The sequence below is a fragment of the Kribbella caucasensis genome, assembly GCF_004361855.1.
GTDB classification, from domain to species: domain Bacteria; phylum Actinomycetota; class Actinomycetes; order Propionibacteriales; family Kribbellaceae; genus Kribbella; species Kribbella caucasensis.
The window spans coordinates 1-24,606 of record NZ_SNWQ01000024.1 but is presented as its reverse complement, the minus strand read 5'-3'; the positions used below and the strand labels follow the sequence as shown (position 1 = coordinate 24,606).

At 66.6% G+C, this 24,606-nt stretch carries 18 protein-coding genes; 4 read left to right on the top strand and 14 right to left on the bottom strand.

Annotation, left to right across the window (positions count from 1 at the left end; genetic code table 11):
- Positions 1 to 10 precede the first annotated feature (10 nt).
- Genes EV643_RS35555 through EV643_RS35530 form a run of 6 tightly spaced genes read right to left on the bottom strand, consistent with a single transcriptional unit; the run spans position 11 to position 9,310 of the window.
- Entirely contained in the window at positions 11 to 1,582 is a 1,572-nt protein-coding gene (locus EV643_RS35555) for a glycoside hydrolase family 28 protein (protein WP_133804601.1), read from the bottom strand.
- A gap of 5 nt (positions 1,583 to 1,587) precedes the next feature.
- Positions 1,588 to 3,177, bottom strand: coding sequence for a glycosyltransferase family protein (locus EV643_RS35550; protein ID WP_133804600.1), 1,590 nt, complete (start codon positions 3,175 to 3,177; stop codon positions 1,588 to 1,590).
- Positions 3,178 to 3,209: 32 nt separating this feature from the next.
- The gene (locus EV643_RS35545) at positions 3,210 to 6,122 is read right to left on the bottom strand and encodes a hypothetical protein (RefSeq protein WP_133804599.1); all 2,913 of its coding nucleotides are present in this window, start codon (positions 6,120 to 6,122) and stop codon (positions 3,210 to 3,212) included.
- Between the two features lie 4 nt (positions 6,123 to 6,126).
- Positions 6,127 to 7,011, bottom strand: a complete 885-nt coding sequence (locus tag EV643_RS35540; RefSeq protein WP_133804598.1) for a carbohydrate ABC transporter permease — start codon at positions 7,009 to 7,011, stop codon at positions 6,127 to 6,129.
- On the bottom strand, positions 7,008 to 7,964 hold the full coding sequence (locus EV643_RS35535) for a carbohydrate ABC transporter permease (protein ID WP_133804597.1): 957 nt from the start codon (positions 7,962 to 7,964) through the stop codon (positions 7,008 to 7,010). The genes EV643_RS35540 and EV643_RS35535 overlap by 4 nt, the downstream gene beginning before the upstream one ends.
- Positions 7,961 to 9,310, bottom strand: coding sequence for an ABC transporter substrate-binding protein (locus tag EV643_RS35530; RefSeq protein ID WP_166665698.1), 1,350 nt, complete (start codon positions 9,308 to 9,310; stop codon positions 7,961 to 7,963). The genes EV643_RS35535 and EV643_RS35530 overlap by 4 nt, the downstream gene beginning before the upstream one ends.
- Before the next feature lie 371 nt (positions 9,311 to 9,681).
- Between EV643_RS35530 and EV643_RS35525 the strand changes: the two genes are divergently transcribed.
- A complete protein-coding gene (locus EV643_RS35525) occupies positions 9,682 to 10,710 on the top strand; it encodes a LacI family DNA-binding transcriptional regulator (RefSeq protein WP_133804595.1) in 1,029 nt (342 codons plus the stop codon).
- Positions 10,711 to 10,714: 4 nt separating this feature from the next.
- Complete coding sequence (locus EV643_RS35520) at positions 10,715 to 12,667, top strand: cellulase family glycosylhydrolase (RefSeq protein ID WP_133804594.1); 1,953 nt, start codon at positions 10,715 to 10,717, stop codon at positions 12,665 to 12,667.
- Between the two features lie 51 nt (positions 12,668 to 12,718).
- On the opposite strand, the gene EV643_RS35515 is transcribed toward EV643_RS35520, so the two are convergent.
- The 3 genes from EV643_RS35515 to EV643_RS35505 form a co-directional block, all read right to left on the bottom strand.
- Positions 12,719 to 13,534, bottom strand: a complete 816-nt coding sequence (locus EV643_RS35515) for an ABC transporter permease (protein WP_133804593.1) — start codon at positions 13,532 to 13,534, stop codon at positions 12,719 to 12,721.
- Complete coding sequence (locus EV643_RS35510; RefSeq protein WP_133804592.1) at positions 13,531 to 14,505, bottom strand: ATP-binding cassette domain-containing protein; 975 nt, start codon at positions 14,503 to 14,505, stop codon at positions 13,531 to 13,533. Before EV643_RS35510 ends, EV643_RS35515 begins: the two co-directional genes overlap by 4 nt.
- 71 nt (positions 14,506 to 14,576) lie before the next feature.
- Positions 14,577 to 16,094 carry an extracellular catalytic domain type 1 short-chain-length polyhydroxyalkanoate depolymerase gene (locus tag EV643_RS35505; protein ID WP_133804591.1) on the bottom strand — a complete coding sequence of 506 codons (1,518 nt, stop codon included), beginning with the start codon at positions 16,092 to 16,094 and terminating at the stop codon, positions 14,577 to 14,579.
- A 226-nt stretch (positions 16,095 to 16,320) separates the two neighbouring features.
- Between EV643_RS35505 and EV643_RS35500 the strand changes: the two genes are divergently transcribed.
- Positions 16,321 to 17,766, top strand: coding sequence for a Gfo/Idh/MocA family protein (locus EV643_RS35500; RefSeq protein WP_166665697.1), 1,446 nt, complete (start codon positions 16,321 to 16,323; stop codon positions 17,764 to 17,766).
- A gap of 32 nt (positions 17,767 to 17,798) precedes the next feature.
- On the opposite strand, the gene EV643_RS35495 is transcribed toward EV643_RS35500, so the two are convergent.
- The 5 genes from EV643_RS35495 to EV643_RS35475 all read right to left on the bottom strand — a co-directional run bounded on the left by EV643_RS35495 (position 17,799) and on the right by EV643_RS35475 (position 24,217).
- Positions 17,799 to 18,047 carry a hypothetical protein gene (locus EV643_RS35495; protein WP_133804590.1) on the bottom strand — a complete coding sequence of 83 codons (249 nt, stop codon included), beginning with the start codon at positions 18,045 to 18,047 and terminating at the stop codon, positions 17,799 to 17,801.
- Between the two features lie 318 nt (positions 18,048 to 18,365).
- Positions 18,366 to 19,805, bottom strand: a complete 1,440-nt coding sequence (locus EV643_RS35490; protein WP_133804589.1) for an alkaline phosphatase PhoX — start codon at positions 19,803 to 19,805, stop codon at positions 18,366 to 18,368.
- A 185-nt stretch (positions 19,806 to 19,990) separates the two neighbouring features.
- A complete protein-coding gene (locus EV643_RS35485; RefSeq protein WP_133804588.1) occupies positions 19,991 to 22,609 on the bottom strand; it encodes an SEC-C domain-containing protein in 2,619 nt (872 codons plus the stop codon).
- Between the two features lie 10 nt (positions 22,610 to 22,619).
- Complete coding sequence (locus EV643_RS35480) at positions 22,620 to 23,330, bottom strand: UPF0158 family protein (protein ID WP_133804587.1); 711 nt, start codon at positions 23,328 to 23,330, stop codon at positions 22,620 to 22,622.
- A gap of 2 nt (positions 23,331 to 23,332) precedes the next feature.
- Positions 23,333 to 24,217, bottom strand: coding sequence for a DUF1444 domain-containing protein (locus EV643_RS35475; protein WP_133804586.1), 885 nt, complete (start codon positions 24,215 to 24,217; stop codon positions 23,333 to 23,335).
- Between the two features lie 197 nt (positions 24,218 to 24,414).
- Between EV643_RS35475 and EV643_RS46575 the strand changes: the two genes are divergently transcribed.
- Positions 24,415 to 24,582, top strand: coding sequence for a helix-turn-helix domain-containing protein (locus tag EV643_RS46575; protein WP_370452421.1), 168 nt, complete (start codon positions 24,415 to 24,417; stop codon positions 24,580 to 24,582).
- Positions 24,583 to 24,606: the final 24 nt, after the last annotated feature.

Below are 24,606 nucleotides of genomic sequence, written 5' to 3'. Positions count from 1 at the left end.
GGCGTGGCTGTCAATGGAGGTTTCCTCCACAGCGGACGGCATCTGTCGGCGCCCCGCTGGTGACCTCGAGTACGGTGCTTGCCCGGGTCAGATCGTTGCCGACCATGGTGATTCCTGCCGATCGGCCACCGCTGACCCGAAGATAGACGTCGGTTCCGTGCGGGGCCGTCGAGCCCTGCAGGCTGCCGTCACGGGTGTCGCGCAGGTCCAGCAGCGGAATGTCTGGGCCCGGGCCTGTTCCGGCCAACGAACGAAGGGTGAGTTGCTCGACATCATCGGTCACCAGTAGTGGTCGTCGATCGGGCACGGTGGATCGGATGTCGACATCGGAGAGTCGAACATCACGGGCATGGCGGATGTACATCCCGTACGCCGGTAGGCGACCGAACATACGAGCTTCCGGATAGGCGGCAACCTCCTCCGGTACAGGCGCATCTGTCCAGGAGCGCTCACCGCCTTCGTCGGTCTCGATGCGGATGTCGGAGAGCGTGACGTCTTCGACCGGTTGGCCTGGAATGCCGGTGATCGACGAGGTGAGGATGGCGCCGGTGGCGTGGACACCGGAGATCTTGATCCCGCGCAGCCTTCCGGGGGTCGGGGTCGGCTGCCCCCACCCCCGGTTGCCGAGTCGGATGAAGATGGGCGTCCGGACGTTCTGCATCCGGATGTTCGCTATCGACACACCGTCGATCCAGCCGCCGTCGACCATCTCGATGGCGAAGCCGGCGATGACTCGCTGGTTCAGTGGGACATCACGGTTGTAGATGACCGAGTTGCTGAAGGTGATGTTCTCGAACCCGCCCCTGGTCGCTGTTCCGAGCTTGAAGCCGTTGCAGCAGCAGGAGAGCACGCAGTTGGTGACGGTGATGTTGCGGGTGACGCGGAGTGGGCCGTACGGGTTCTCGCTCTTCAGGCAGATCGCGTCATCGCCGGTCTCGATGTCGCAGTTGGCGATGAGCACGTTGTGGCAGGCGGTCGGGTCGATGCCGTCGGTGTTGATGCCGTGAATCGGATTGCGGATCACGATCCCTCGGATCATCACCGTGTCGCACGCGATCGGCCGCAGAGTCCAGCCTGGGGAGTTGAGCAGGGTGACGCCCTCGACGCGCACGTTGCGGCATTCGACCAGTTCGACCATGGGGGAGGGGCGGTCGTTGTCGCCGATCGGCTTCCAGTCGTGGGTCGCCACATCGGCCCAGAGTTCCGGTCTCTCGGGACGATCGGCCGGTTCCCAGAAGGCTTGTCCCTGGCCATCCACGGTGCCCAGGCCCGAGATGGCGATGTTCTCGGCGCCGCGGGCGAAGATCAGGTGGCGCTGGTTGGCGTCTTCGTGGGCTGGTGGTCCAACGTGCGCCTGGTAGTCCGAAAGGTCCGTGCTACCGAGGAGTGTCGCTCCGGCCTCGAGATGCAGCGTCACATTGGTCCGGAGTTCGATCCCGCCGGACAGATATCTGCCGGGTGGCAGGTAGGCGGTGCCGCCACCTGCTTCGTGCGCGGCGTCGATCGCCGCCTGGATGGCCTTCGTGTCCAAGGTGTCGCCGTCGCCGGTCGCACCGAACTCGCGGACGTTGTGGGTCGGCATCGCTATCAGCGCCCTGCTGCCGAACCACGGAGGTGAACGGCCTCCAGGTTGCGGTTCGTGGCCCGCATGATGTCGGTCATGTCGTGGTACGGCTGATCCTGCTGATTCACCAACCCCATGTTGAACGCCTCCGTCGAACCTGGCTTCCGGGTCACCGGCTGGTCGTAGTGAACGAACCACGCTGAGCCGACGAAGACCGGACTTGCGGCCTGCGCTTCGATGAATGCCTTGTACTTCTCTCCACGATTGGCGATGCTCGTGGCCGTTATCGACGGATTGTGCGAGGTCAACCCACGGTCGGGATAGCAGAACGAATATTCCAGGTTGACGATGGGCTTGTCGTGTACGCCGTACTGGCGTAGGTAGTCCGCGCTGTTGGAGTACCAGTCGAAAGATATCGCATCGAGGAACTCGGCTCCGCCGACATTCCATTCCGGGCTCGTCCGCCAGGTAGGCACCAGGCAGGAGCCGAGGAACAGGTGGTGCGGATCGTGTTTCTGCAGCTCGTTCCGCACTTTCCTGAAATATTCCTTCGAGGCCAGGGTGATGAACGCTTGCAGATCCGTGCTGGGCAGCCGGCTGATCTCGATCGACTCGTCCGCCAGGGCACGGAACGACTGTGCACCAGTTCCCAGGATCTCGTTGACGCGGGCGAGGTCGTCGTCGTACGCGTCGGCCAGGTAGTGAACGAAGGCTCGCTTCGCCGGTAGCTCGGCGTTGCGTCTCAGGACAGCGGCGACCACGTCGCGGTTCCAGCCACGCTCGTTCTCGAAGAAGTATCCGATCAGCCACGGGTCGGTGCGGAACGTCCGGAGACCGAAGGCGGTGAAGGCGCGATCGAGCTTGGCGGAGAAGTCGGGGTCGAACGGATCGATCGCCCACAGCACCTTGATGACATCGGTGGGGGTCGGCGCCCGTTCGATGTAGGGCATGACCACGGCGGGATCGCGGTGCCACTTGCCCTGGGCGTTGAAACCCCAGTCGATCAGGCGACGCCGGGTGATGTCGCGCCAGCTGTCCTTGTAGTCGTCGCCGTATTTGCGCATGAGGTTCGCCTTGAGGAAGCTCACCGTGTGGAGCCCCTGCTCGACGACGGCGTAGGCGGCAGCGAACCGGTCCGGGTCGGGTAGCTCCTCGAAGACCTCACGCGGGCTGCCGTCGGAGTTCTTGTACAGGGTGCCGTAGCCCCACTCCTCCTCGGAGAACGCGTCGACGGCCTTGAGGAAGAAGAGATGACCGGCGGGCGTGACGAACCACCAACGACCGTCCACTTTCTCCAAGCGGAAGTATCCGGTCGCCGAGTGCTGACCCAGACTCTTCAGACCGCCGTACCGGTCGTAGGTGCCGTGGTCGAAGGTGATGTCGGCGAGGTTCGCCGCCTCCTCCGCGTACTCCCGTTGCAACTGCGCATCCGAGCGGACCTTTCCTGGCCAATCCTGGTGCAGGTATTGGCCGTAGCGGTCCACTAGCAACGTGCTCGTCTCGGTTGCTGGTGCGGCGGTCGCGTGGGTGGCACGAAGCTGGCCGAGCGTGCCGGCGGCCGCGATCGCGGATGCTCCGAGGATGAAGGTTCGACGAGATGTCAGTGATGTCATGGGGGCGCTGTCTCCTTGTCTTGGGTATAGCGCTACGAGCCGGCGGGAACGCGCACCTGCAACGGACGCGTCAGCGCGGAGGTGTCACCGGCTGTCCTGGTTACCTTCAGAACGAGCGTGACGACGGTTGTTTGCGGCGGCAGGGTGACGGCACCGTCTGGGGCGATGACGTCGGGATGATCTGTTGACACGACGGTCAGCCGGTACTGGCGAGGCAACCGAGGGAGCCGCAGCCGCGGAGCCTGCTCGTCCACCGGCGCGAGCCGGGTGATGGAGTCGGCCACGACCTCCGCCGTGAGGTCGGCCGTGCCGTCGTGGTGCACCAGTTCCAAGGTCAGGTTGGCGTCGCGCATCACGTCGGTCATCTCGGTGTAGGGCTGGTCCTGCTGGTTGAGGAGGCCGAAGTTGTAGCTCTCGCCATCTCCCGGCCGGCCGGTGACCGCCTGGTCGTAGTACACGAACCAGCCCGACCCGACGAACACCGGGCTTGCGGCCTGCGCCTCGACGAAGGCCTGGTACTTCGCACCTCGCTCGGCGACTGTGCCCGCACGCGCTGCCGCATTGATCGCCCGCAGCCCGCGGTCGCTGGTGTTGAACGAGTACTCGAGGTTGAGCACCGGCTTGTCGTATTGCTCGTAGCCGGTCAGATAGCTCGCGTCGTCGGTGTAGACGTCGAGAGAGATGGCGTCCAGGTGATCGCGGCCTCCGACGATCCACTCCACCGACGAGCGCCAGTTCGGCACGAGAGCAGAGCCCAGGAACAGGTGGTGCGGATCCTGTTTCCTGATCGCTCGCTGGATCTCGGAGTAATAAGCCTTCGAGGCTTCGGTGATGAAGTTCCTGATGTCGCTGTCGGGAACTCTTGCGATCTCGACCGCGATCCCGGCGAGCGCCTCGAATGAATTGGCGTTGGTGCCGAGCAGGTCGTTGACCCGGGTCAGGTCGCCGTCGTAGGCGTCGGACAGGTAGGAGACGAACGCGCGTTTGGCCGGCAGGCTGCTGTCGCGACGCAGCACCTCGGCGACCACTTCGCGGTCCCAGCCACGCTCGTTGTCGAAGAAGTATCCGATCAGCCACGGGTCGCGGTTGCGAGACCTGATGTCGAAGTGGCGATCGAGTTTCGCCGCGAACTCCGGGTCGAACGGGTCGATGCCCCACAACACCCGGACCACGTCGCTCGGGGCGGTCAGCTGGTCGATATGCGGCATCACGATGTTCGGGTCGCGTGCCCACTTGCTCTGGGCGTTGAAGCTCCAGTCCAGCATCCGGCGGTAGGTGATGTCCCGCCATGCGTCCTTGTAGTCCGCGCCGTACTTGCGCATCAGGTTGGACTTGACGAAGCTCACCACGTGGCCGCGTTCGGTCACCGCGTACGCCCCGGCGTACCGGCTGCTGTCGGGCAGCGCATCGAACACATCTCGCCGGCTGCCGTCCGGGTTCTGGTAGACCGTGCCGTACCCCCACTCCTCGTCGGACATCGAGTCGACGCCCTTGAGGAAGAAGGGGTGTCCGTCCGGGGTCACGAACCACCACCGGCCGTTGATCTTCTGCAACCGGAAGAAGCCGGTGGCTCGGTGGTTGCCCAGGGCCCTCAGCCCGCCGTAACGGTCGTAGCGAACGGTGTCCGGTGCGACGTCGGCGAGTCGCTCGGCCTCCTGCCGGGACTCGTCCCGCAGCTGAGCATCTGAGGTCACCTTGCCTGGCCAGTCCTGGTACAGGTACTGCCCGTACTCGTCGGCGAGCCTGGTGTAGCGCCTCAGCTCCTCCCGCATGCCGTCGACCGTCGCCGGTGGCGCCGGGTCTGGCCCGACCGGACCGCCGCCGATGGCGAACTCCACCTCGGACAGCGGGATGTGGAGGTACTGGTTGTTGCGAGTCAGTTCGACGCGTACGAACCTGGCCGTCTTGTTCCCCATCGGAATGTCCAGCCGGTAGTCCAGATCCGTCCGGGCGCGCACTGCTCGGCCGGCGACGCGGTACGTGGCGCTGGACTCAGGCCGATAGGTCACGGCGACCTCGTCGAACGCCCAGAACTGGTTCGGCGCCTTGCTGAAGATCGTGATCCGCTCGAGGGGCTGATCCCGCAGCAGGTCGAAGACGACGGTCACGTTCTTCGGAGCGGTGGCGTGTCCGCGCCAGCCGGCTCCGTCGCTGAGCCTGCGGTCGAACAGCGCGCCGTACTGGAAGCCGATCAGACCACCGGTCTTGTCGGGTACGCCGTCATCAGGGGCGACGCCGGCATAGTAGTTGCCAACGTCAACCATGCCATCGCGCGGAATCTGCTTGACGGGCTTGGTGGTCTGGGCGATCAGCTCCGTCGCGGACAGCGGTGGCGCCGGATCGACGCCGGCGTCGCCGCTGCCGTGGATCAGGGAGATCTCGTTCAGCGGCAGGTGCTGATACTCGTGCAGTCTGGCGATCGTCACGATGACGAACCGGGCGCTGCGGTTTCCGAGCTCGACGGTGACCGAGTGGTTCAAGGCCGTTCCCTGGGGCAGCGGTACAGCCGTGCCGTACCAGGCCTGCGCATGGACGGCGGTGAAGTCCGGATCGGCCTCCGGGCGCACCCGGACGGAGAACGACGCGATGCCGTAGTAGCGGTTGGGGGCGTTGCTGATCAGCGTCAGCCGTGCCAGCGGGTAGTCACGATGAAGATCGAAAACGATGGACACCTGTTTGTACTTCAACTGCCCGTCCCCGATCCACTGGGCACCGGTGCCCGTCGACCCGTCGGTGAGCGCCCCTTCGGAGAGGGCGACGAGTCCGGTGTTCGCTCGGTCGGGACTCGCGCCGCCGTTCGGGGCCTGGTCATAGACGTAACTGCCGGTACCGATCGGCGTTCCTGTCTCGGCCTCGACCTCAGTGGGGGCGGCGATCTGGACGCTGACCATCAAGATCAGGGCTGCGACGAGTGCGCGCAGGATGTGAGTCCGTAACGATGTCATCAGGTCATCCCTTCAGGCCGGTGAAACCGATGCCACGGACGATGTGACGCTGGAACACGAAGAAGATGACCAGCGGGGGAATGGTCGCGATCAGCATCCCCGCGATCACCTGGTTCTGCTCCGCGCTCTCGGCCAGCCGCGGCAGTGCTACGGCGAGTGGCTGTTGTTCGGTGTCCGAGATGGCGACCATCGGCCACAGGAACTCTTTCCAGGCACCCATCACGGCCAGCAGTGAGACGACCGCGACGATCGGGCCGGACATCGGCATCACGATCAGCCAGAACAGCCGCCACGTCCCAGCCCCGTCGACCATTGCCGCCTCGTACAGCTCTCTGGGCAACGCATCGAAGAACTGCTTCATGATCAAGACGTTGAACGCCTGTGCTCCCGCGGGAAGCCATACCGCCCAAGGTGTGTTCGCGATCGAGCCACCCGTGATCGGCAGGTCGAGAATGGTCAGGTAGAGCGCAACCAGCGAGGTGGTGCCGGGAATGAAGAGGGTGGCGAGCACCGCCGCGTAGACGAGTCGCCCGTACCGTGGGCGCAGTACCGACAGAGCGAACGCGCCGGTCGTTGCCACCAGGAGCTGGACGAACCACGACCCGCCAACGAGCACCACGGTGTTCAACAGGTAGCGGCCGACCCTCAACTCCCGCCACGCGAGCAGCAGGTTCTCCCATTCCGGCTCCGTTGGCCAGAGCCGCAGCGGTTCCTGAAGCAGCTCCAGAGTCGGCGAGATCGCGCCTTTGGCCACCCACAGGATCGGACCGGCTCCAGCGATCGCGACCGCGAGCAGCAGCCCGGCCTGGGCTACCCGTAAGGTCCAACGGACGGTGGGGCGACGCCGGTCTGCTGCCGAGAGGACGCTGCGGGCGGGTTCGGTGCTCATGTGGTGCTCCATTTCCGGGTCAGGCGGAGATAGACCGCGGACAGCGTGGCGAGAACCACGGCCAGCAGCACGCTCAACGCGGCTGCGGTGCCGTAGTCGCCGTTGAGGAACGCATACCGGTAGATCAGCAACAGGACGGTCACGGTCGAGTCCTCGGGACCGCCGTCGGTGAGAATGAAGGGCTCGGTGAAGATCTGGAAGGTCCCGATGATCTGCAGGAGCAGCATGATCAGCAGGACGCCGCGCAGATGCGGCATGGTCACGTGCCAGAGACGACGCCAGATCGAGGCTCCGTCGATCTCCGCGGCCTCGTACAGCTCCGACGGCACGCCGGCCAACGCCGCCAGATAGATCAACACGGTGCTGCCGGCATGGGCCCACGTCGTCGCGAGCACCAGGCTGGGCATCGCGGTCGCGGTCGACTGCAGCCACGGACGCGGGTCGAGGCCGGCGACGCCGAGCACCTGGTTGAACAGACCGAAGTCCGGGTCGTAGAACCACTTCCACAGCAGCAGGGCGACAACCGGCGGGACCAGGACGGGGAGGTACACCAGGACGCGAAACACGCCGCCGAGCCGCTGCAGCTCCGACCCGAAGAGCGCCAGCACGACTGGTACGGGGAAGCCGAACAGCAAAGCCAGGACGACGAACCACGCTGTATTTCGCAGCGTGGTCCACAAGAGCGGGTCGGTGAACAAGTAGCGGAAGTTGTCGACTCCGACCCAGGCCGGCGGGTCGACCAGGTTGGTCTGCTGCACACTCAGCACCACGCTCTGGCCGATCGGCCACCACCCGAAGTACCCGAAGACCAGCAACAGCGGCAGCAGGGTGACCAGCCCGCCGAGACCGAGGCGCCGGCGGGACCGTCGCCTCGCGGGTCGCGGACGGTCCGCCGACGGGGTCGCCGTGTCGGCGGCCCGCGTCGGCGTATACCGCTGCTGCACTTCGGTCACCGCTGGGCCCGTTCCAGGATCGGGACAACCTTCTCCTCGGCGTTGCGCAGCTCGGCTGCCGGATCGGCATCCTTGCGAGTGAGCACAGCCTGGACCGCCACATCAAGGGCCGCGTAGATGTCTTGCCCGGCGATCGGCGGCTCCGCGACGAAGTCCTGGCTCGCCACGCCCGTGGTGTACGACTTGAAGTTGTTCAGGGGAACGTTGGCATGCCGGTGCTCGACCTTCAGGACGGGGTCGACGACGTCCGGCTGGTAGAACGGCACGGCCGGCACGCCGACGGGGATGTCGTCCGCCGCGTTGGCCTTCGCACGCTCCTCGGCGGCCGCGGCGTCGTACTTAGGTCGCAGGTAGCGGAAGTCGATCCACTTCACGGCGGCGGCGCGCTCAGCCGTGCTGGCCTTCGGGCTGACCACGGCCATCTTGCCGCCCAGCAGGGTCGCGGACGTGCCGCCCGAGGGCAACGCGGTGACGCCGAACATCGCTGGATCGCCGTTGTACTTGGTGATGTGATCGCCGTACGTGCTCGGCGTTGCGATCGTCATGCCGATCCTGCCGGCCGAGAAGTCCTTCAGCACGTCGGCGCCGTTGCGCAGATGTTGCCGGCCGATCGAGTTGTCCTCCCACCGCGTCGCCTTGAGCCATTCGAGCGTCCGTCGTGCGGGGCCGTCGTTGAAGGCCGCGACCTGTTTGCCGTCGACCTCCTTCTCGGCCCGGCCGCCATGCGTGTACGTCATCGCTGTGAGCGTCCATCCACCGGTGTTGTTGGTGGTCGGCTGCGCGTAACCGGGTATGCCGGTCTTCGCAAAGATCGCCTTCGCGGCCACCCTGACCTCGTCCCAGGTCTTGGGCGGCTTGTCCGGATCCAGTCCCGCCTTGGTGAAGAGCTGACGGTTGTAGATCAGGCCCAACGCCCACTCACTGGTCGGCAGGCCGTAGATGCGGCCGTCCGTGCCTGTCCCCGGTTTCAAAGCGCGTTCCTCGAACTTGTCGGCGTGCGGAAGCGACCGGGTCTCATCGGTGATGTCGGCAACCTGACGTCGCTTGATCAGTCCGGGGGGCTCGGTCAGCGGGACGATGAACACCGTCTCGAGCTGGCCACCGGCCAGCCGCGCGGCAAACGTCTTCGCTTCCCACTGCGAGTCGGTGGGCTTGATCTTGATCTTCGGGTTGTCGCGCTCGAACGCAGCCACCTGGTCCAGGAACTGCTGGCGGGACTTTGCCTGCGTCGTCGGCGGCAGATCCGCCACTGTAATGGTCACCGAGCTATCGGCCGGCTCTGCCGACGAGCATGCCGACAGCGCGGGTACCAGTACGCCCGCGACGCCGCAGGCGACAATTCTCACCCATCGCGCTCTCATTCGCTGAACTCCATTCAGAAGTGTGAACAACCAGGTTTGGCGTGGGTCGCCGGTGAAAGTCGAGAAAGTGTGAGTGGGCGGCGACCGACGCAATGTTTCGTGTATCCGAATCGCGGATCAGCTGATCTTGTAAACCGGTTGAACTGGAAGCTAGCATCGGCGCTGATTCGGGTCAATACCTGCTCTTCACCACCAACTCAGGAAGTCGATTCCCACGCTGTGCCTCGGCTTCCGGTGGAGATCCGGCCACTCCCATCGCCCGGCTCACGACAGGTGCATGGAAACCGGTATACTCTCAAGGGCAGGAGGACGACCGACCAGGTCCACCGAGAAACCGACCGGGGGAGACACCTCGCATGACCGATGAGCAGGACGCGCGGCGACGCCCGACAATCTCGGATGTGGCCGCCCTGGCCGGTGTCTCCAAGGGCGCGGTGTCCAAGACGTTCAACGGTGGGAAGGGCATCAGCCCTGACACGATGACGAGGATCCGTGCCGCCGCTGCCGAGCTGAACTGGATACCGAGCACGGCTGCTCGCGCCGTGAGTGGCGGCCCGGCGCGCGCCGTCGGCCTGGTCCTGCGCCGACCCGCGGAACTGCTCGAGCTGGACCCCTTCTTTCCCGCGTTGCTGTCCGGGGTGGAGAGCGTGCTGTCGGAGGCGAACTATGCGGCGGTCCTCCGATTCGTCAACGACGCGAATACGGAGCGCGAGTGCTACGCCGAGCTGATCGGTGAGCGACGCGTCGACGGCTTCGTCCTCACCGACCTGCGGCATCGCGACCCCCGGTTCGAATGGCTCACCCGACTGGATGCCGCCGCCGTGGTGGCCGGCTCCCCAGGTCGCGGTTGCCCGTTTCCGTCGGTTCGTACCGGTGCGGGAGGCGAGATCCACGCCCTGGTCAGGCATCTCATCGCCACCGGCCATCGCACAATTGCGCACGTGTCGGGCCCGCCAGGCCTGCGGCATGCCCGTCGGCGTCAGCAACTGTGGGCGGAGGCGGCACGGGCCGGGGGGTTGACACCCGGCCCGGTGGTGGTCGGCGATTTCACCGCCGACGGCGGCGGTCGGGCGACCCGTGAACTCCTGGACCACCCGACGCGGCCGACCGCGATCTTCTATGCGAACGACCTGATGGCGATCGCCGGGATGTCGGTTCTTGCGGAGCAGGGTGTCCGGGTGCCCGAGGACATCGCCGTCGCCGGCTTCGACGACATCAGCCTGGCCAATTACGTCACACCGGCGCTCACGACGGTGCACTGTGACTACCGCCGAATGGGCCAGGTGGCGACCCAGATGCTGCTCAGCCGCCTCCGCGGCGAGGAGGTCGTGCAGCAGTTCACCATCGGCGCCGAGCTGCGGCTTCGACGGTCCACCGGAGGCTGACCACATGTCCCAATTGCTCCCGCTGCCGCGTCCGACGGTCCAGCTGCCGACCGGCGGACGTCCCTGGCTGGGCGCCAACTTCTGGTCCCGGCTCGGCGGTCCGCTGATGTGGCGGACCTTCGACGAGTCCCTGGTTCGCGAGGAACTCGGCGTGCTGGTGGACCACGGCCTCGACCTGACTCGGTCGTTCTTCTACTGGCCCGACCTCCAGCCGGCGCCGGACCGGGTCGATCAGGAGCTGTGCGCTCGGTTCGGCCGGTTTCTCGACCTGCACACGGAGGTCGGCCTGAGCACCATCCCGACATTCATCGTCGGCCATATGTCCGGCGAGAACTGGGATCCGGTGTGGCGTAACGGTCGGGACCTCTACCGCGACGTCTGGATGGTGGATCGGCAAGCGTGGTTCATCCGCGAGATGGTCCGTCGCTTCCACGGGCATGACGCCGTGGTGGGCTGGCTGATCTCGAACGAGATGCCGTTGTACGGCGGTGGCGGTCTGACAGCGGACGCCGACACCCCTGGCAGCAGCGGCCACGAGGCGGTCACCGCGTGGGCGGGCCTGATGGTGCAGGCGGTGCGCGCGGGTGGTGGCAGCCAACCGGTGTCGATCGGCGACGGTGCCTGGGGACGCGAGGTCACCGGTTCCGACAACGGCTTCCGGATCCGCGACCTGTCCCCACTCGTGGACTGGCTGGGGCCGCACAACTATCACATGACCGACGACCCCGTCCGCCAGCACTTCGTCCCGGCGATCCACGCCGAGCTGCTGGCCCGGTTCGGGCGGCCGGTCGTCATGGAGGAGTTCGGCCTCAGCAGCGACTTCGTCTCCGACGAGGGCGCGGCCGACTACTACCGTCAAGTCCTGCACACGACACTGCTCGCCGGTGCGACCGGCTGGATCGCGTGGAACAACACCGATCTCGACCTGCCGGACCAGGACCCGTACCGGCACCACCCGTTCGAGATGCACTTCGGCATCACCACCTCTGATGGGCGACCGAAGCCACAGCTCCTCGAGCTGCAACGATTCCGGGAGCTGCTCGACCGGGTCGACCTGCCGAGCTGCCGCCGGGCACCAACCAACACCGGGATCTTGGTGAGCAGCTACCTCGAGGGCGACCACCCTTTTGTCGCCGAGGCCGACATCCCCGCCGTCCGAGACTCGCTGCTGCAGAGCTATGTCAGCGCCCGGCTTGCCGATCTCGCCCCCGCGATGCTGCACGAGCTGGACGGCGTACCAGCGGCCAAGCTCCTGCTGGTGCCATCGGTCAAGGCGCTGACCGCGCCCACCTGGAGAGCGCTCGCCGAGGCGGCCGAGGCGGGCTCCACAGTGCTGATCACCTACTCGAGCGGCGAGACGTCCTTTCAGCGCGGGCCGTGGTGGCCCGGGCTTGACGAGTTCGCCGGCGTGCGGAAGCTGCTGCGCTACGGACTGACGGAGCCAGTGACCGACCCGGTGGTGACCTGGCGGATCACCGAACGATTCGGGAATCTCGGACCGGGGGACAGCCTGACCTTCATCGCCGGCGGCACGCCGGACGGTCGCTGCATGCTGCCAGTAGAGCCGGTCGACGCCCGCGTGGTCGCGCGAGACTCGCATGACCGTCCGGCATTGCTCGTTCGTGATGTCGGCGCCGGCCGGATCGTCCTCGCAACCTACCCCGTGGAGTACTTCGCCGCGCGCACCCCGCGGGTCAACCCGGACGACACCGTCAGGCTCTATCGAGCGGCCGCCGAGCTCGCCGGTGCGCTGCCCGACGTGGTGATCGACGACCCGAACGCGTTCGCCGACATCATCGAGCATGTCGACGGCAGGCGTTTCGCCCTCGTCGTGAGTGAGTCACCGGAGGCTCTCAAGGTCAACCTGCGCACCCGCGGCTCGGACGAGATCGAGCCGGTTCCGCTCGAGCCGTACGGCGTCCAGCTCGTCGACCTGACCTGGATGAGTGACTCCTGATCGAGTTCGGTATGGCGTGGCGCCTGTCCCCCGCGGTCCGGTGCGGAGTCGTCAGACCTTTCGTTTCAGCGCCAGTACCGAGATGGGTGCGAAGACCAGCATGATCCCGCCGGCCCAGAGCAGGGTCCAGGCGACCGGCTCGGCGACTGGTCCGCCGACGAGGAGACCGCGCGCGGCATCGGACAGGATGGTTACCGGGTTCGCCTCGACGACGGGCTGCAGCCAGCCGGGCATCGTCTCGGTCGGCACGAACACATTGCTGACGAAGGTCACTGGGAAGAGCACCGTGAACCCGAAGAGCTGGACATGCTCTGGATCACGGGCGAGCACGCCGACCAGGACCGAGATCCACGAGAACGCCAGTGCGAAGATCAGCACCAGGCCCACCATGGCCAGCAGTTCCAGAACCGAGGTCTCCACCCGGAAGCCCATCAGGTACCCCACGCCGAGCAGCAGGAAGACCGACCAGGCGTGTTTGACCAAATCGGCGGCGATCCGGCCCGCCAACGGTGCCCAGCGGGCGATGGGCAGTGACCGCAACCGATCGAAGACGCCCTTGGTGAGGTCGGTGTTGAGCCCGGTACCGACATACATCGTGACGAAGAACATGTTCATCACGATGATTCCCGGCAGGGTGATCCGGAGATAGTCGCCGGTGCTGCCGGCGATGGCGCCGCCGAAGATGTAGGTGAACAGGACCACGAACAGGATCGGCTGGAAGCTGTAGTCGCCCAGCTCCCACGGGTTGTGCCTGATCTGCACGATCGTGCGCCAGGCCAAGGTGGCGGACTGCTGCAGCCCTTGCGCCGGAGTGACCCGAGGGGTGATGCCCTCGGCCGCGTCGGGGTTCGCTGCTGTGCTTCTCATGCCTGCACCCCTTCCCGTGTCCCGCTGACATCCTCCGGTTCCTCGGCCGGATGTCCGGTGAGCGAGAGGAAGACCTCGTTCAGGCTCGCACTGCGCAGCGTGAGTGTGCGGACCACGACACCCGCATCGTCCAGCCGGCGGACGACGGCCGGCAGGATGGCCGGGTCGGTGACCTGAGCGGTCACCACTTCGCGGTCGACCTCCGGTTCGGTCTTCGCGAGTTCACCGACGACCGACACGACGGTCGGCAGGTCTGACAGATCCGCGGCGCGAACGGCGAGCGACTGGGCACCGGCTCTGGCTTTCAACTCGTCCGGAGTTCCGGTCGCGATCACCTTCCCGTGGTCGGTGACAGCGATGTTGTCGGCCAGCGCATCGGCCTCGTCGAGATACTGGGTCGTCAGCAGCACCGTGGATCCGCTCCTCACCAGGCCGCGCACGATGTCCCAGAGCTCCAGCCGGGCGCGCGGGTCGAGCCCCGTCGTCGGCTCGTCGAGGAACAGGATGCGCGGACGCCCGACCAGACTCGCGGCGAGGTCAAGCCGGCGCCGGATACCGCCCGAGTATGTCTTGGTGGCGCGGTCCGCGGCATCGGAGAGGCCGAAGTCCTCGAGCAGTTCACCGGCGCGTCGTCGCGCCTCGCGGCGGGACCGGCCGAGCAGCCGGCCGATGAGCAGCAGATTCTCGGTGCCGGTGAGGTTCTCGTCCACAGCGGCGTACTGTCCGGTCAGCCCGATGAGTTGACGGACCTGGTGTGCTTCCCGCAGTACGTCGAACCCGCCCACCGTGGCCCGCCCCGCGTCCGGCCGAAGCAACGTCGCCAGCACGCGGACCGCGGTGGTCTTCCCCGCGCCGTTCGGGCCGAGCAGACCCAGGACGCTGCCAGTCGGTACCGCGAGGTCGACACCGGCCAGTGCCCGGGTGTCGCCGAACCGCTTGGCCAAACCTTCCGCCCAGATCGAGTGGTCCATCAGCGTGCCCTCCCTGCTCGCTATGACCACCCAGTCGACTACTCGACGAGCAAATTCGTCAACGGCGTCCGTTACCCGTAAACGATGGTCAGGGTGACCCCGGTGCCGGACTGGAGGAAGCGGTACGCCGTACTGGCCGGTGGCTGGTCGAAGCGGAGTTTGAGCTGGGTGGTTCCGGTTCGGTTGATCGCGCCGAGTCCGCCGGGGGAGAGGTCGCTGGACACGCGCGATCCGGAGCTGAACGACGCAAGGCTGGCAACTGCCGTCGCGGTCGGCGTGCCCGCCCAGTCGGACGCCTCCGTCGCACAGGCGCCGAAGCAACCGGTTCGGAGGTCGGCCAGGAGGCGGTTACCGCCGGCCCAGGGATCGCCGGAGCCGCTGCTGTGGGTGACGGTCAGCCAGGCCCGGCTGATGGTGGCGTCGTCGGGAATCGCCGAGGTGTCGAAGGAGAGCAGGGCGCGGTTGTGCTTGCCGTCGGTGCCGCGGCCGACGGCGAGGTTGGCGAGGGTGCCCACGCTGGGGCTGGAGCCGTCTTGGTTGGCCTTGACGTAGCCGTCCTGGCTCTCGATGCCGCTGAAGGTCTGGGTCTGTGGTGCTGTTGGGTCAGCTTCAAGTCCCCAGAAACCGGCGATGTGGCCGGCGGCGCAGATGTCGACGTCGAGGATGTAGGGGGCGGGCGTCCCGCAGTACGGGGCTCCGCTGCCGGGGTTGATCGGCTGGCCGTGGTTCATCCCGGTGATCGAGTAGGTCTCCACGACGAGTCGGCCGGTGCTGTCCCGGTAGCCCTTGCGGGGATAGCCGTTGACGGTGTCCGAAACGTCGGCGGTCTGATCGGTGGTGTGGACGTTGGTCCATTGCTCCGTCAGCTCGTTGAGGTTGCTGTAGGCAACCGTCGAGTCCGCCGTGCCATGCCAGAGTGAGATCGTCGGCCATGGGCCGGTGTGACTCGATGCGGCACGGACCTTGTCGCCCCATTGCTGCGGAGTGAGGTTCGTGCCTGGGGACATACAGCTGAACGCCTGTACTACGGTGCCGGCGCATCGGTAGGGGAGACCCGCGACGACGGCTCCGGCGGCGAACACCTCGGGGTACGTCGCGAGCATCACCGCGGTCATCGCACCCCCGGCGGACAAGCCGGTCACAAAGGTCTTCGCTGCGTCCGAACCCTGGTCGGACCGCATTCGGTCGACCATCTGTTTGATGGACAGCGCCTCACCGGATCCGCGGCTGGTGTCGGCCGGTTCGAACCAGTTGAAGCAGGAGTTCGCGTTGTTCGCGCTCTGTTGCTGCGGCAGAAGCAGAGCGAACTGCATCCGCTCGGCGACCTCGATCCAGCCCGGCTCTGCGTCGAAAGCAGCAGCCGACTGCGTACACCCATGCAACGCCACGACAAGTGGTCGGCCGGCGGCAAGCCCCGACGGGACATAGCGGAACATCCTGAGATTGCCGGGGTTCGTACCGAATCCGGTGACCTCCTCCAACCCGGCCGCTCGGGCCACGGGTGCAGGTGCGGCGACCAGGAGGGCCACAACCGCGAGAACCGCGGCGCCCAAGGCACTCCACCGCCGGATTCCATCAGCAGAAGACATTTTCTGAACCTCCGTCGCTTCGTACGGATCTCAGAACTGATAGTTGTCGCCGCCGCCTACCCCCGCCATGTGCTGACCGCACACATCTGATCACGCAGAGATGCGGGGCCTGCCTACTACTGACGGCTATGACCTTGTCACCGCCGAGCGAGTGATCAATACTGCTCGATACAACAAGCAACGAGACAAGTTCAGTCACGTCTAACCGCCCAAGGAAGTGATCACTGTGTCGTCTCCGAGCCGTTACAGCCCTTCGCGCCGGGACCTGCTGAGGTCCGGCGCCGTACTCACCGCCGGCGCCGGAGTCGGTGCCGCCACCGGCGGACCGGCCTCCGCCGCGACCGCCTGGGAGCCATCTCGCGACCAGGGCGAGCAGCCGATGGTCGACGTTCCGTTCGAAGGTTTCGACAACGTCCGGGTCGGCCTGATCGGCCTGGGCAACCGAGGCGGTGGCCAGGATGTCCGCTTCGGTGCCGTCTCCACGGTCACCGCCGCGTGCGACATCCGGCCCGCCCAGGTCACCCGAACAATCAGCCGGATCATGGCGCAGGGCTTCCAGGACACTCCGCCGGTCGGGTACTCCAACGGCGAGGAGGACTACCTCAACCTCGTCAAGCGGGACGACATCGACCTGGTGTACATCGCGACGCCGTGGGAGTGGCATTACCCGCAGGCCAAGGCCGCCATGGAGCACGGCAAGCACGTCGCGATCGAGCTGCCGATCTCGCCCCACCTGGACGAGATCTGGGACTTGGTCCGTACGTCGGAACGCACCCGCAAGCACTGCATGCTGCTGGAGAACGTGAACTACTTCCGGCCCGAGTTGCAGATGTTCAACATGGTCAAGGCCGGCCTGTTCGGTGATGTGCAGCACGCGTCCGGCGGCTACATCCACGACCTGCGCTGGCCGTACCTGTTCGGCGGCGCGTACTACCCGGAGTACTGGCGGCGGCGCTGGCAGACCCGGATGAACGCCCTGCACTACCCGATGCACGGCCTCGGTCCGGTCTCGGCCGCGATGGGGATCAACCGAGGCGACCGGTTCGACGAGCTGGTCGCGGTGTCCACGCCGCCGAAGGCGTTGGCATTGTTCAGATCCGAGGACTCGCGGGTCGGGCCGGACCACTCGTCATGGGACGACGCGCCGTACATCTCCGGCGACCGGCACAGCGCGTTCGTCACCACGGCGTCCGGAAGGTTCATCCGGGTCGAGCACGACGTCAACTCGCCGCACCCCTACACCCGGGAGACGACCCTCACCGGAACCCGGGGCTCCATCGAGCTCGACAACGCCCGCGTCTACTTGGAGTCGCTCGGGCACGACAACCACACGTGGCGCACCGGCAGCAGCTACAGCAGCATCCTCGACCAGCACGATCATTGGCTGTGGCCGGCCCTGCAACGCCTGGCCGAGCAGTACGGCGGTCATGGCGGCGGCGACTTCGTGGCGATCTTCCGGCTGGTCCAGCTGATGCGGCTCGGGATGACTCCGGACATCGACGTGTACGACTCCGCGGCGTGGTGCTCGGTGATCCCACTCAGCCACGAGTCGATGAAGACGCCGCACCTGCGTCCGGTCAAGATTCCGGACTTCACCCGGGGCCACTGGAAAGGAGCACGGCCGACCTTCGATCGGCCACGGCCGGACGACCCCTGGCTCGAGGAGCGCTGACCGACCCGGACCGGCGGAGGCGGCGGCGACGGTCAGGCGGCCAGAGCCGGCAGGTCTTGCGGCACGTCGAAGTGGCCGCTGACGCGGGGGAGGTACTGGGTGGTCTGGAGGGTGGCGGTGAGTCTCGCCAGTTGGTGGCAGCCCGCGGTGATCGCGTCCTGCAGGGTCGGCCATTGGTCGACGCACCAGTAGGGGTCGTCGGGCTGGCGGTCGGTGTCGTCGTCGATGTCGGCGCACCAGCCGCCGGTGAAAGCGTGGTGGACGTGCAGTCTGAGATTCATGGTCGTTGGTTCGTCGAGGTGGGCGGATCGGATGGGATCAGAACGGGAGCGGGCGGCCGGACGGCGTACGGAGGTCGAGGCCCTGCGTGTTCCTGCGCGTGAGCGTGCGCACCGGCCTTCGGCGAACCTGGAGCTGGATCTGGCGCATGGTCTTTCTCCTGCCTGAGGGGTGGTGCGACGGGCTGTCACACGGCCTTCGGTTACCCATTACGAGTAACTTCGCAGGTGGAAAGTTCGAGCGCATGAGGGAGATTACCTAAATCGGTACTTACGTAGCCCTTAGCCGGTCCCTGGGGATCGGCTAAGGGCTACTACTCGTCAGCCGAGGTAGTCGCGCCAGGGGCCGGTGATGGCGAAGGTGATGCCCGGGCTCTGCAGGTTGACGAAGAGCACCTTGCCGTCCGCGGAGAAGGCGGGCCCGGTGAACTCGGAGTCGTTGAGCTGGTTGCGGGCGATCGCGTACGTCGGGCCGCCGGGGGTCGAGCTCAGCACGTGGCTGGTGGCGTTGCCGTCCTCGGCGAGGACGAGCGAGCCCCACGGGGTGACGGTGACGTTGTCCGGGCTGTCGAAGTTGTAGTCGTCGTACTTCGCTTCGGAGCCCTTGTCGGCGGCGGCGTTGTCCGGGAAGTAGGTGACCAGCTGGATGGTCTTGGACTTGTAGTTGTAGAACCACACCATGCCGTCGTGCGGAACGGCGTCGCCCGGCAGGTCCGTGGTGCCCGCTTCGGCGTACGAGTTGACGACGTACACACCCTCGTCGGTGCCGAAGACACCCTCGAACTTCTTGCCCCGGGTGACCTGGTCGTCGGTGAACTGCTTGCGGCAGGAGACCGAGACCGCGTCCCGGTCGGGCACCGGCACCCACGCGACCCGGAACGGACGCAGCAACTGGGCGGAGGTCAGGTAGGCGACGTCCGGGATCGGCTTGCCGTCGTCACCGAGGATGGCCATCGCCTCGAGGGTGCCGAAGTTGACGTCGGCCAGGTCCTGCCAGCTGTTCTTGCCAAGCCGGTAGCCGGCCGGCGCGGCCCAGCGGTAGAACAGTCCGTTGGGGCCGGAGGCGTCTTCGGACAGGTAGATGTGGGCCTTGTCCCGGTCGACCGCGCAGGCCTCGTGGGCGTACCGGCCGAGGGCCTTGAGCGGCATCGGGTGGGCGGTCTCGCCGTCGCCCCAGACCTCGAAGACGTAGCCGTGATCCTTGAGGCGGGTGGTGCCGTTGGCCTTGTTCTCGGTCTCCTCGCAGGTCAGCCAGGTGCCCCACGGCGTGTGGCCACCGGCGCAGTTGGTGAGCGTGCCGGAGATGCCGACCCACTCACCGAGGTTGTTGCCGTCACGGTCGGTGGCGATGACCGTGCATCCGCCGGCGGCGCCGACGCCCGAGTCGTAGACGGTGCCCTCGATCTGCGGTACGCCGAGCGCGTTGTTGCTGCCGATCTCGTGGTTCTGGATCAGCAGGTAGTCCTTGCCGGTGCCGAAGACCGCGGTACCGTCGTGCGCGCCCGGGGTCGGCTGGCCGGTCTTCAGCTTGGTCTCACCGGCGCGGGTGACGATCGTGTACTTGAAGCCCGGCGGCAACGCGAGGACGCCCTTGGGGTCGTCCATCAGCGGGGGAAACGGGCGGTGGGTCGGGTACGTCCCGCGCTGCGACGACGCCGGGGCCGCCTCGGCGAGGGTGGGAACCGCGCCGACGGTGGCGAAGCCGACACCGGTCGCGCCGACGGCGGCACCGCGGAGTACAGAACGACGATCGAGAGACATGGTGAAACTCCTTGGGCATTGATTGCGGGCGCCTTCTGGACGTGCGCCCGGCTCAGCGGTACTGCGGGCGGGTTCCCCCGAGCCGGCCGTTGCCGCCACCCGATCCTGCACCCGGCCAACGGCACCACGGCAAACACAACCTGAGCGTTCCGTTGCCGCCGCCCAGGCCGGGGATCAGCCGACCTTCACCGCGGTGGCAGGTTGAGTGCAGCGCGTAGCCGGGCCGGGCTCATCGCGTCCGGCGCGTCAACGGCGGGGAAGGAGTCGAGGAGCTTGATCAGGTCGTCACGGCGGGTGGGATCGTCTGCCGCCTGGCGCGGCGTGACTCCCGCGAGCGCCGGAATCGGTTCGTCCAGCCACCGCCGCTCATAGTCGCGGACGACCTGCTCGATCAGCGCGGCGACATCGAGATCGCTTGGATCGAGGGCCGAGCTGCCGCCGGGGCCTGCCCCCGCTGCCAGTACGGCGGCCTCGCGGGTGTCCCGGAATGGCTTTCGTGACTCGCTGACCAGGGCGATCGAGGGGACGAGTTCGCGTAGCTCGGCGAGGACGCGCTCATGCCGTTCCTCGCTGTTGGTGTCGACGTGCAGGTCGTCGCCTTCCAGCCGGAGGGTCGCGCTGATCCGTTGCATGCCGTTGGTGGTCACGTGCTCGAGCCATTCCGTTGCCGCCGGATCGGCCCGGTCGTATGTGTCGTCGAGGATGTTGACCAACGCAACCGAGTCGTCGGCGCGCAGAGTGGCCTCGCAGAACACCAGTGGATCGCCTTCGATGTTCTGCAGTACGGTCGGTGCGAAGCGCCGGGTGAGGAACTCGACCAGCTCGTGCGGATCCGGCTCGGAGTCGAGCAGGGCGATCAGCTCGTCGCGCTCATGCAAGGCGACGGGTTCCAGGCCGCCGAAGATCTGCAGGGTTTCACCGGCCGGAAGGATGCGGGCGCAGATCAGTTGACCCGTCGTCAGGTACTGGCCGGCGGTGCGCTCGCGGACCAGTAAGACATCGCCGGTGCGCAGGTCGCGCAGGACGAGGCCGTCGCCCGGGTGAATCTCGGTGACCTCGTGCACCGAGCGATCGGCGAGCAGCCACTGCTGTGCGAGCAGTCGCTCGTCGTCCGGCAGAAGCACACCTCGGGTGGTGAGGAAGTCCTCGAACACTCCGCCTTCGAACAACAGGGCGTCGACAACCAGCGGGTCGGTCGCCGCCGCCCAGATCTCGTCCTCCGAGTCGGCGTACTGAGCACGCTCAGCCGCCAGGTCGGTGTGCAGCTCGCGTTGCGGTTCGTCCATCACGAACAGGGAGGCCTTCTCGTACAGCCACAGCGCGCGATCCTCCAGCGGGAGTTGTTCGCTGTTGAGATGGCACTTCTTGTACTTGCGGCCCGATCCGCACCAGCACACGTCGTTACGTCCGAGATCCGTTCGGGGCGGCGCTCCTTGGAACCGCTCGAGCATGTGCACCATCGGGTCGTCGGCCGGAGCACCGGCGCGGCGGAGCAGCGACAGGCCACGCTCGGCGTCGCCGCGATCGAAGGCATACCGGGCGAGGTCGACCAATGTCATCGGCCAATCGGGATCCAGCGACTCGGCGTCCAGCAGGACCTGCTCGGCCGTCGCGATCTCGCCGAGCAGTTCGTGGGCCTTGGCACGTAGCCATCGCAGCGGCGGTCGTGCGCTCCGGGGCATCAGCGGCTCGAGCGTCTCGGCGAACATGCCGAGCGGAGCTGCCCGGGTCGCGTCGTAGCCCGTTGTCTCTGCCAGTAGTGCCACGACGATCGCCGGCTCGTCCAGGCCAGTGAGTGCGTCCTTCATCGTCATGCGGAATTCGCTGGTCTCGTCGGTTGGCTCAGTCGGCTGCCCGGTGGTGAGCTCCTCGAATACCTCGACCAGCGACGATGGATCGTCCGCGTTCTGCGCGGCGGCCTCGTAGAGCTGGGCCACCCGTTCGTACAGCGCTACACCGGCGAGTACCGCGAGCGCCTCGTCATTGCTCAAGTCGTGCCGGCGCATCAGACCGTCACGCCGGAGATCCGTCCGCCAGCGACCGAAGTCGAAGCCCTCCCACGCCACCCAGTCGCCGTTCTGGACCAGTCCACACGTTGCCAGTAGGGCCCTCAAAGGAGGTAACGGATCGCGGAACAGATCGTCATGGTCGGCGCACACGCTCCAGATCGCCGCCCCGAGCTCCTCGGGCTCATGCCTCTCTAGGATCGTGGCGATCGCTCGTGCGAACTCGGCCGTCGCCGCTGATCGGTCCGGTACGTCGACGACGTCAAGGGAGACACCGTCGGCGGTGACCCGCAGCCCGATCACGTCATCCGGGCGGATGTGCCGTCCGCTCAAGTAACCCGCTGGAAGCAGCAGGACTGCATCGTCGGGGACGTCGTCGACGGGTGCGCCACGCTCACCGAGTTCCTCGGCGTCGAAGGGCAGCAGGAGAGACCTGACCTCCGTGCCGTCGGACAGCCCAGCGACGTCGTCGAAGAGCAGCAGGTCCGCAGGATCCAGGTCCGGAGTCACGAACAGCAGATCGTGGGCGACCTCCAACTCGGTCAACCGGTGCGTGAACGTCCGCCCGGCGAGCAGGGCAGGCAACCAGGCCCATCGTTCGTCGGCGAGGAGCACCACCGGCGCGATCGCCTCGTCGAAGGCGTCCTCCAGCAATTCCTGGGGAAATTCGCCCAGGTCGATGCCGCGGTCCCGCAGTTCCGCGACGATCTGATCCTCCGTCAACGGCCCACGCGCAGCGAGAACTTCTGCCACTGAATCGACGAGAACGGCATACGACGAGTCGAGCGCTCCGGTCACCCCTGAAAACCTATCGGATCGCACTGCGGTAGCCCTTCAGACCGAGCCACTCGCGGGCGCGGCCGAGTTCGCGCTCGTCCCGGAACAGGTTCCAGCGCGTGAGCTGAACCTCATGGGCGTCGTCGTGCAGCACGTTACGGAACCGGCGGAACGCGCCACGGCCCTCAAGCGCCTGGAACAGTTGTTCCCGGAGCCGTCCGTCCGGTAGGCCGGCGGCGAAGTCGCGCATGTCTCGGTAGCCCTCGCCGCTCTCCGGGTGGAAGTGCAGCCATCGGTCCGGATCGAACGACTCGCTGTCCTCGTCGAGCTCCTCGGGTAGGTCAAAGTCCAGCGAGCCCGGCGGATAGATGTTCCCGGTCAAGAGGTCGATCGCTCCATCGCCTGCCAGCGGATCGCCGTCGAGGAGACCAGCCAGGATGTCCAGGTCGACCGGAATCGGAGTCAGCGGCCATGGCACATGTTCGCTGGTGACCGCTTCCCCGAGCATGGCTTGCAATTCCATGGCCAGCACGTCATCGCCCGCGGCATCGCGTTCCCGCAGGCCGGCGACGCAACGTCGTACCAGGTCACCGTCGGCTGCACTACCTGCGTCGAGCAGCGCCTGTCCGGCGTGTTGCAGCACCGGCGCCAGGGGACGACCTTCCAACAGCACCTCGGTCTCACCTGCGTGCAACCGGCGTAGCGCCGCACGGTCCCACATGTCTTCGTCGAACTCTGCCATGGTCAGATGCTGCCCGACCGAATCCCCAGCTTCTGCAGGGCGTCGGAGAACCGGCCGTCGGCCTGCACACGGATCTTGCCGGTGCTGTGGTCGGTCACCTGTTGCCACTCGTGGTCCGCGACGTAGTACATGTGCGGGCTGACCGGGCCAGGCCGGCTGCTGAACATCGTGATGGCGACAGTGGGCAGGATGTCCAGAGCGGTGGCCACCGTGTGATCTCGCAGCACATGCACAAGCAGGGAGTCTCGGACCGGCATCGCGACGAGGCAGCCGAACGGAGGGTTCTCGACCCGCAACGATTCGCGGAGCACTGTGTCGAACACCAGTGCCCGCGATGCCGTGAACATACTGCCGGACAAGGTGGTGATCTCCGCATCGTCGCACTGCACGTGCTCGACCTCGTCCCGGAGACGGCGGAGGTTCGCCAGGCCCATCCGGGTGGCCTCCTCCGACGTCACGCCGAGGTTGTCGACGTCGAAATGCATCGCGACTGCACGGCCGGTGTAAGTGGCCGGCACGGTCAGTACGCCTGGCGCGAACTCGGGCATGCGTTCGGCCCAGCTGGGCTGGATCGTGGACGCGCAGACCAGTCGAAGGTAAAGCTCGCTCTCCAGGTCATCCGGAATGGGCGGCGGTCCGCCCGAAGAGGTCAACTGGTCGAAATGCGCCACGACCGCCGAGCGCCACTGCTGACGCGGCAACTCGGCGACTGTCCGAGCGAGGTTCATGAGGCCGGCGAACATACCGTCCTGCACCGGAACACCGTCGGGGCCGACCGGCACCAGCGCACCTTCACCGTCGTATCGCATCGGCAGTCCGCGTTTCGCGACCGCATCCTCGGCCAGCCGCGCCAGCCGGTCCGCCTGGGTCACCGTCAGCGGCGTCAACACCGGATGCTGCCGCTCCCCATCCGATTCATCGCGCGGTCGGTGGCCGCCACGGCCACTCCCACCGCCGTTCATGTCACTGCCAGCACTCATTGGATAGGTCGCGGGAATCCCCAGCTCTTCAGAGCTGGGAGGAACCGCGACTGCCTCCTTTCGGTGATTTGGGATTGTCGGTTCCGGCTGATTAGGTATGTTCCATGTCCCGGTTCCGGATGTACCCGACTCCCGCGCAGCAACTTGCGTTGCTGACGCAGTGCGGGCAGGCACGGCACGGGTGGAACCTGGGGCTGGCAATGGGGCTCTTCGATCTTGACCGGGCACGACACGCGGTCTCTGCCTGCGGGGTAGGGGCTCGTGGCCTCTGAACACTGGCTGTTGTCGAGACAGTT

Coding starts and splice junctions, on each gene's coding strand:
- EV643_RS35555 (WP_133804601.1), bottom strand. CDS start 1,582: ATGCCGACCCACAACGTCCGCGAGTTCGGTGCGACCGGCGACGGCGAC.
- EV643_RS35550 (WP_133804600.1), bottom strand. CDS start 3,177: ATGACATCACTGACATCTCGTCGAACCTTCATCCTCGGAGCATCCGCG.
- EV643_RS35545 (WP_133804599.1), bottom strand. CDS start 6,122: ATGACATCGTTACGGACTCACATCCTGCGCGCACTCGTCGCAGCCCTG.
- EV643_RS35540 (WP_133804598.1), bottom strand. CDS start 7,011: ATGAGCACCGAACCCGCCCGCAGCGTCCTCTCGGCAGCAGACCGGCGT.
- EV643_RS35525 (WP_133804595.1), top strand. CDS start 9,682: ATGACCGATGAGCAGGACGCGCGGCGACGCCCGACAATCTCGGATGTG.
- EV643_RS35520 (WP_133804594.1), top strand. CDS start 10,715: ATGTCCCAATTGCTCCCGCTGCCGCGTCCGACGGTCCAGCTGCCGACC.
- EV643_RS35515 (WP_133804593.1), bottom strand. CDS start 13,534: ATGAGAAGCACAGCAGCGAACCCCGACGCGGCCGAGGGCATCACCCCT.
- EV643_RS35510 (WP_133804592.1), bottom strand. CDS start 14,505: ATGGACCACTCGATCTGGGCGGAAGGTTTGGCCAAGCGGTTCGGCGAC.
- EV643_RS35505 (WP_133804591.1), bottom strand. CDS start 16,094: ATGTCTTCTGCTGATGGAATCCGGCGGTGGAGTGCCTTGGGCGCCGCG.
- EV643_RS35495 (WP_133804590.1), bottom strand. CDS start 18,047: ATGAATCTCAGACTGCACGTCCACCACGCTTTCACCGGCGGCTGGTGC.
- EV643_RS35490 (WP_133804589.1), bottom strand. CDS start 19,805: ATGTCTCTCGATCGTCGTTCTGTACTCCGCGGTGCCGCCGTCGGCGCG.
- EV643_RS35480 (WP_133804587.1), bottom strand. CDS start 23,330: ATGGCAGAGTTCGACGAAGACATGTGGGACCGTGCGGCGCTACGCCGG.
- EV643_RS46575 (WP_370452421.1), top strand. CDS start 24,415: ATGTCCCGGTTCCGGATGTACCCGACTCCCGCGCAGCAACTTGCGTTG.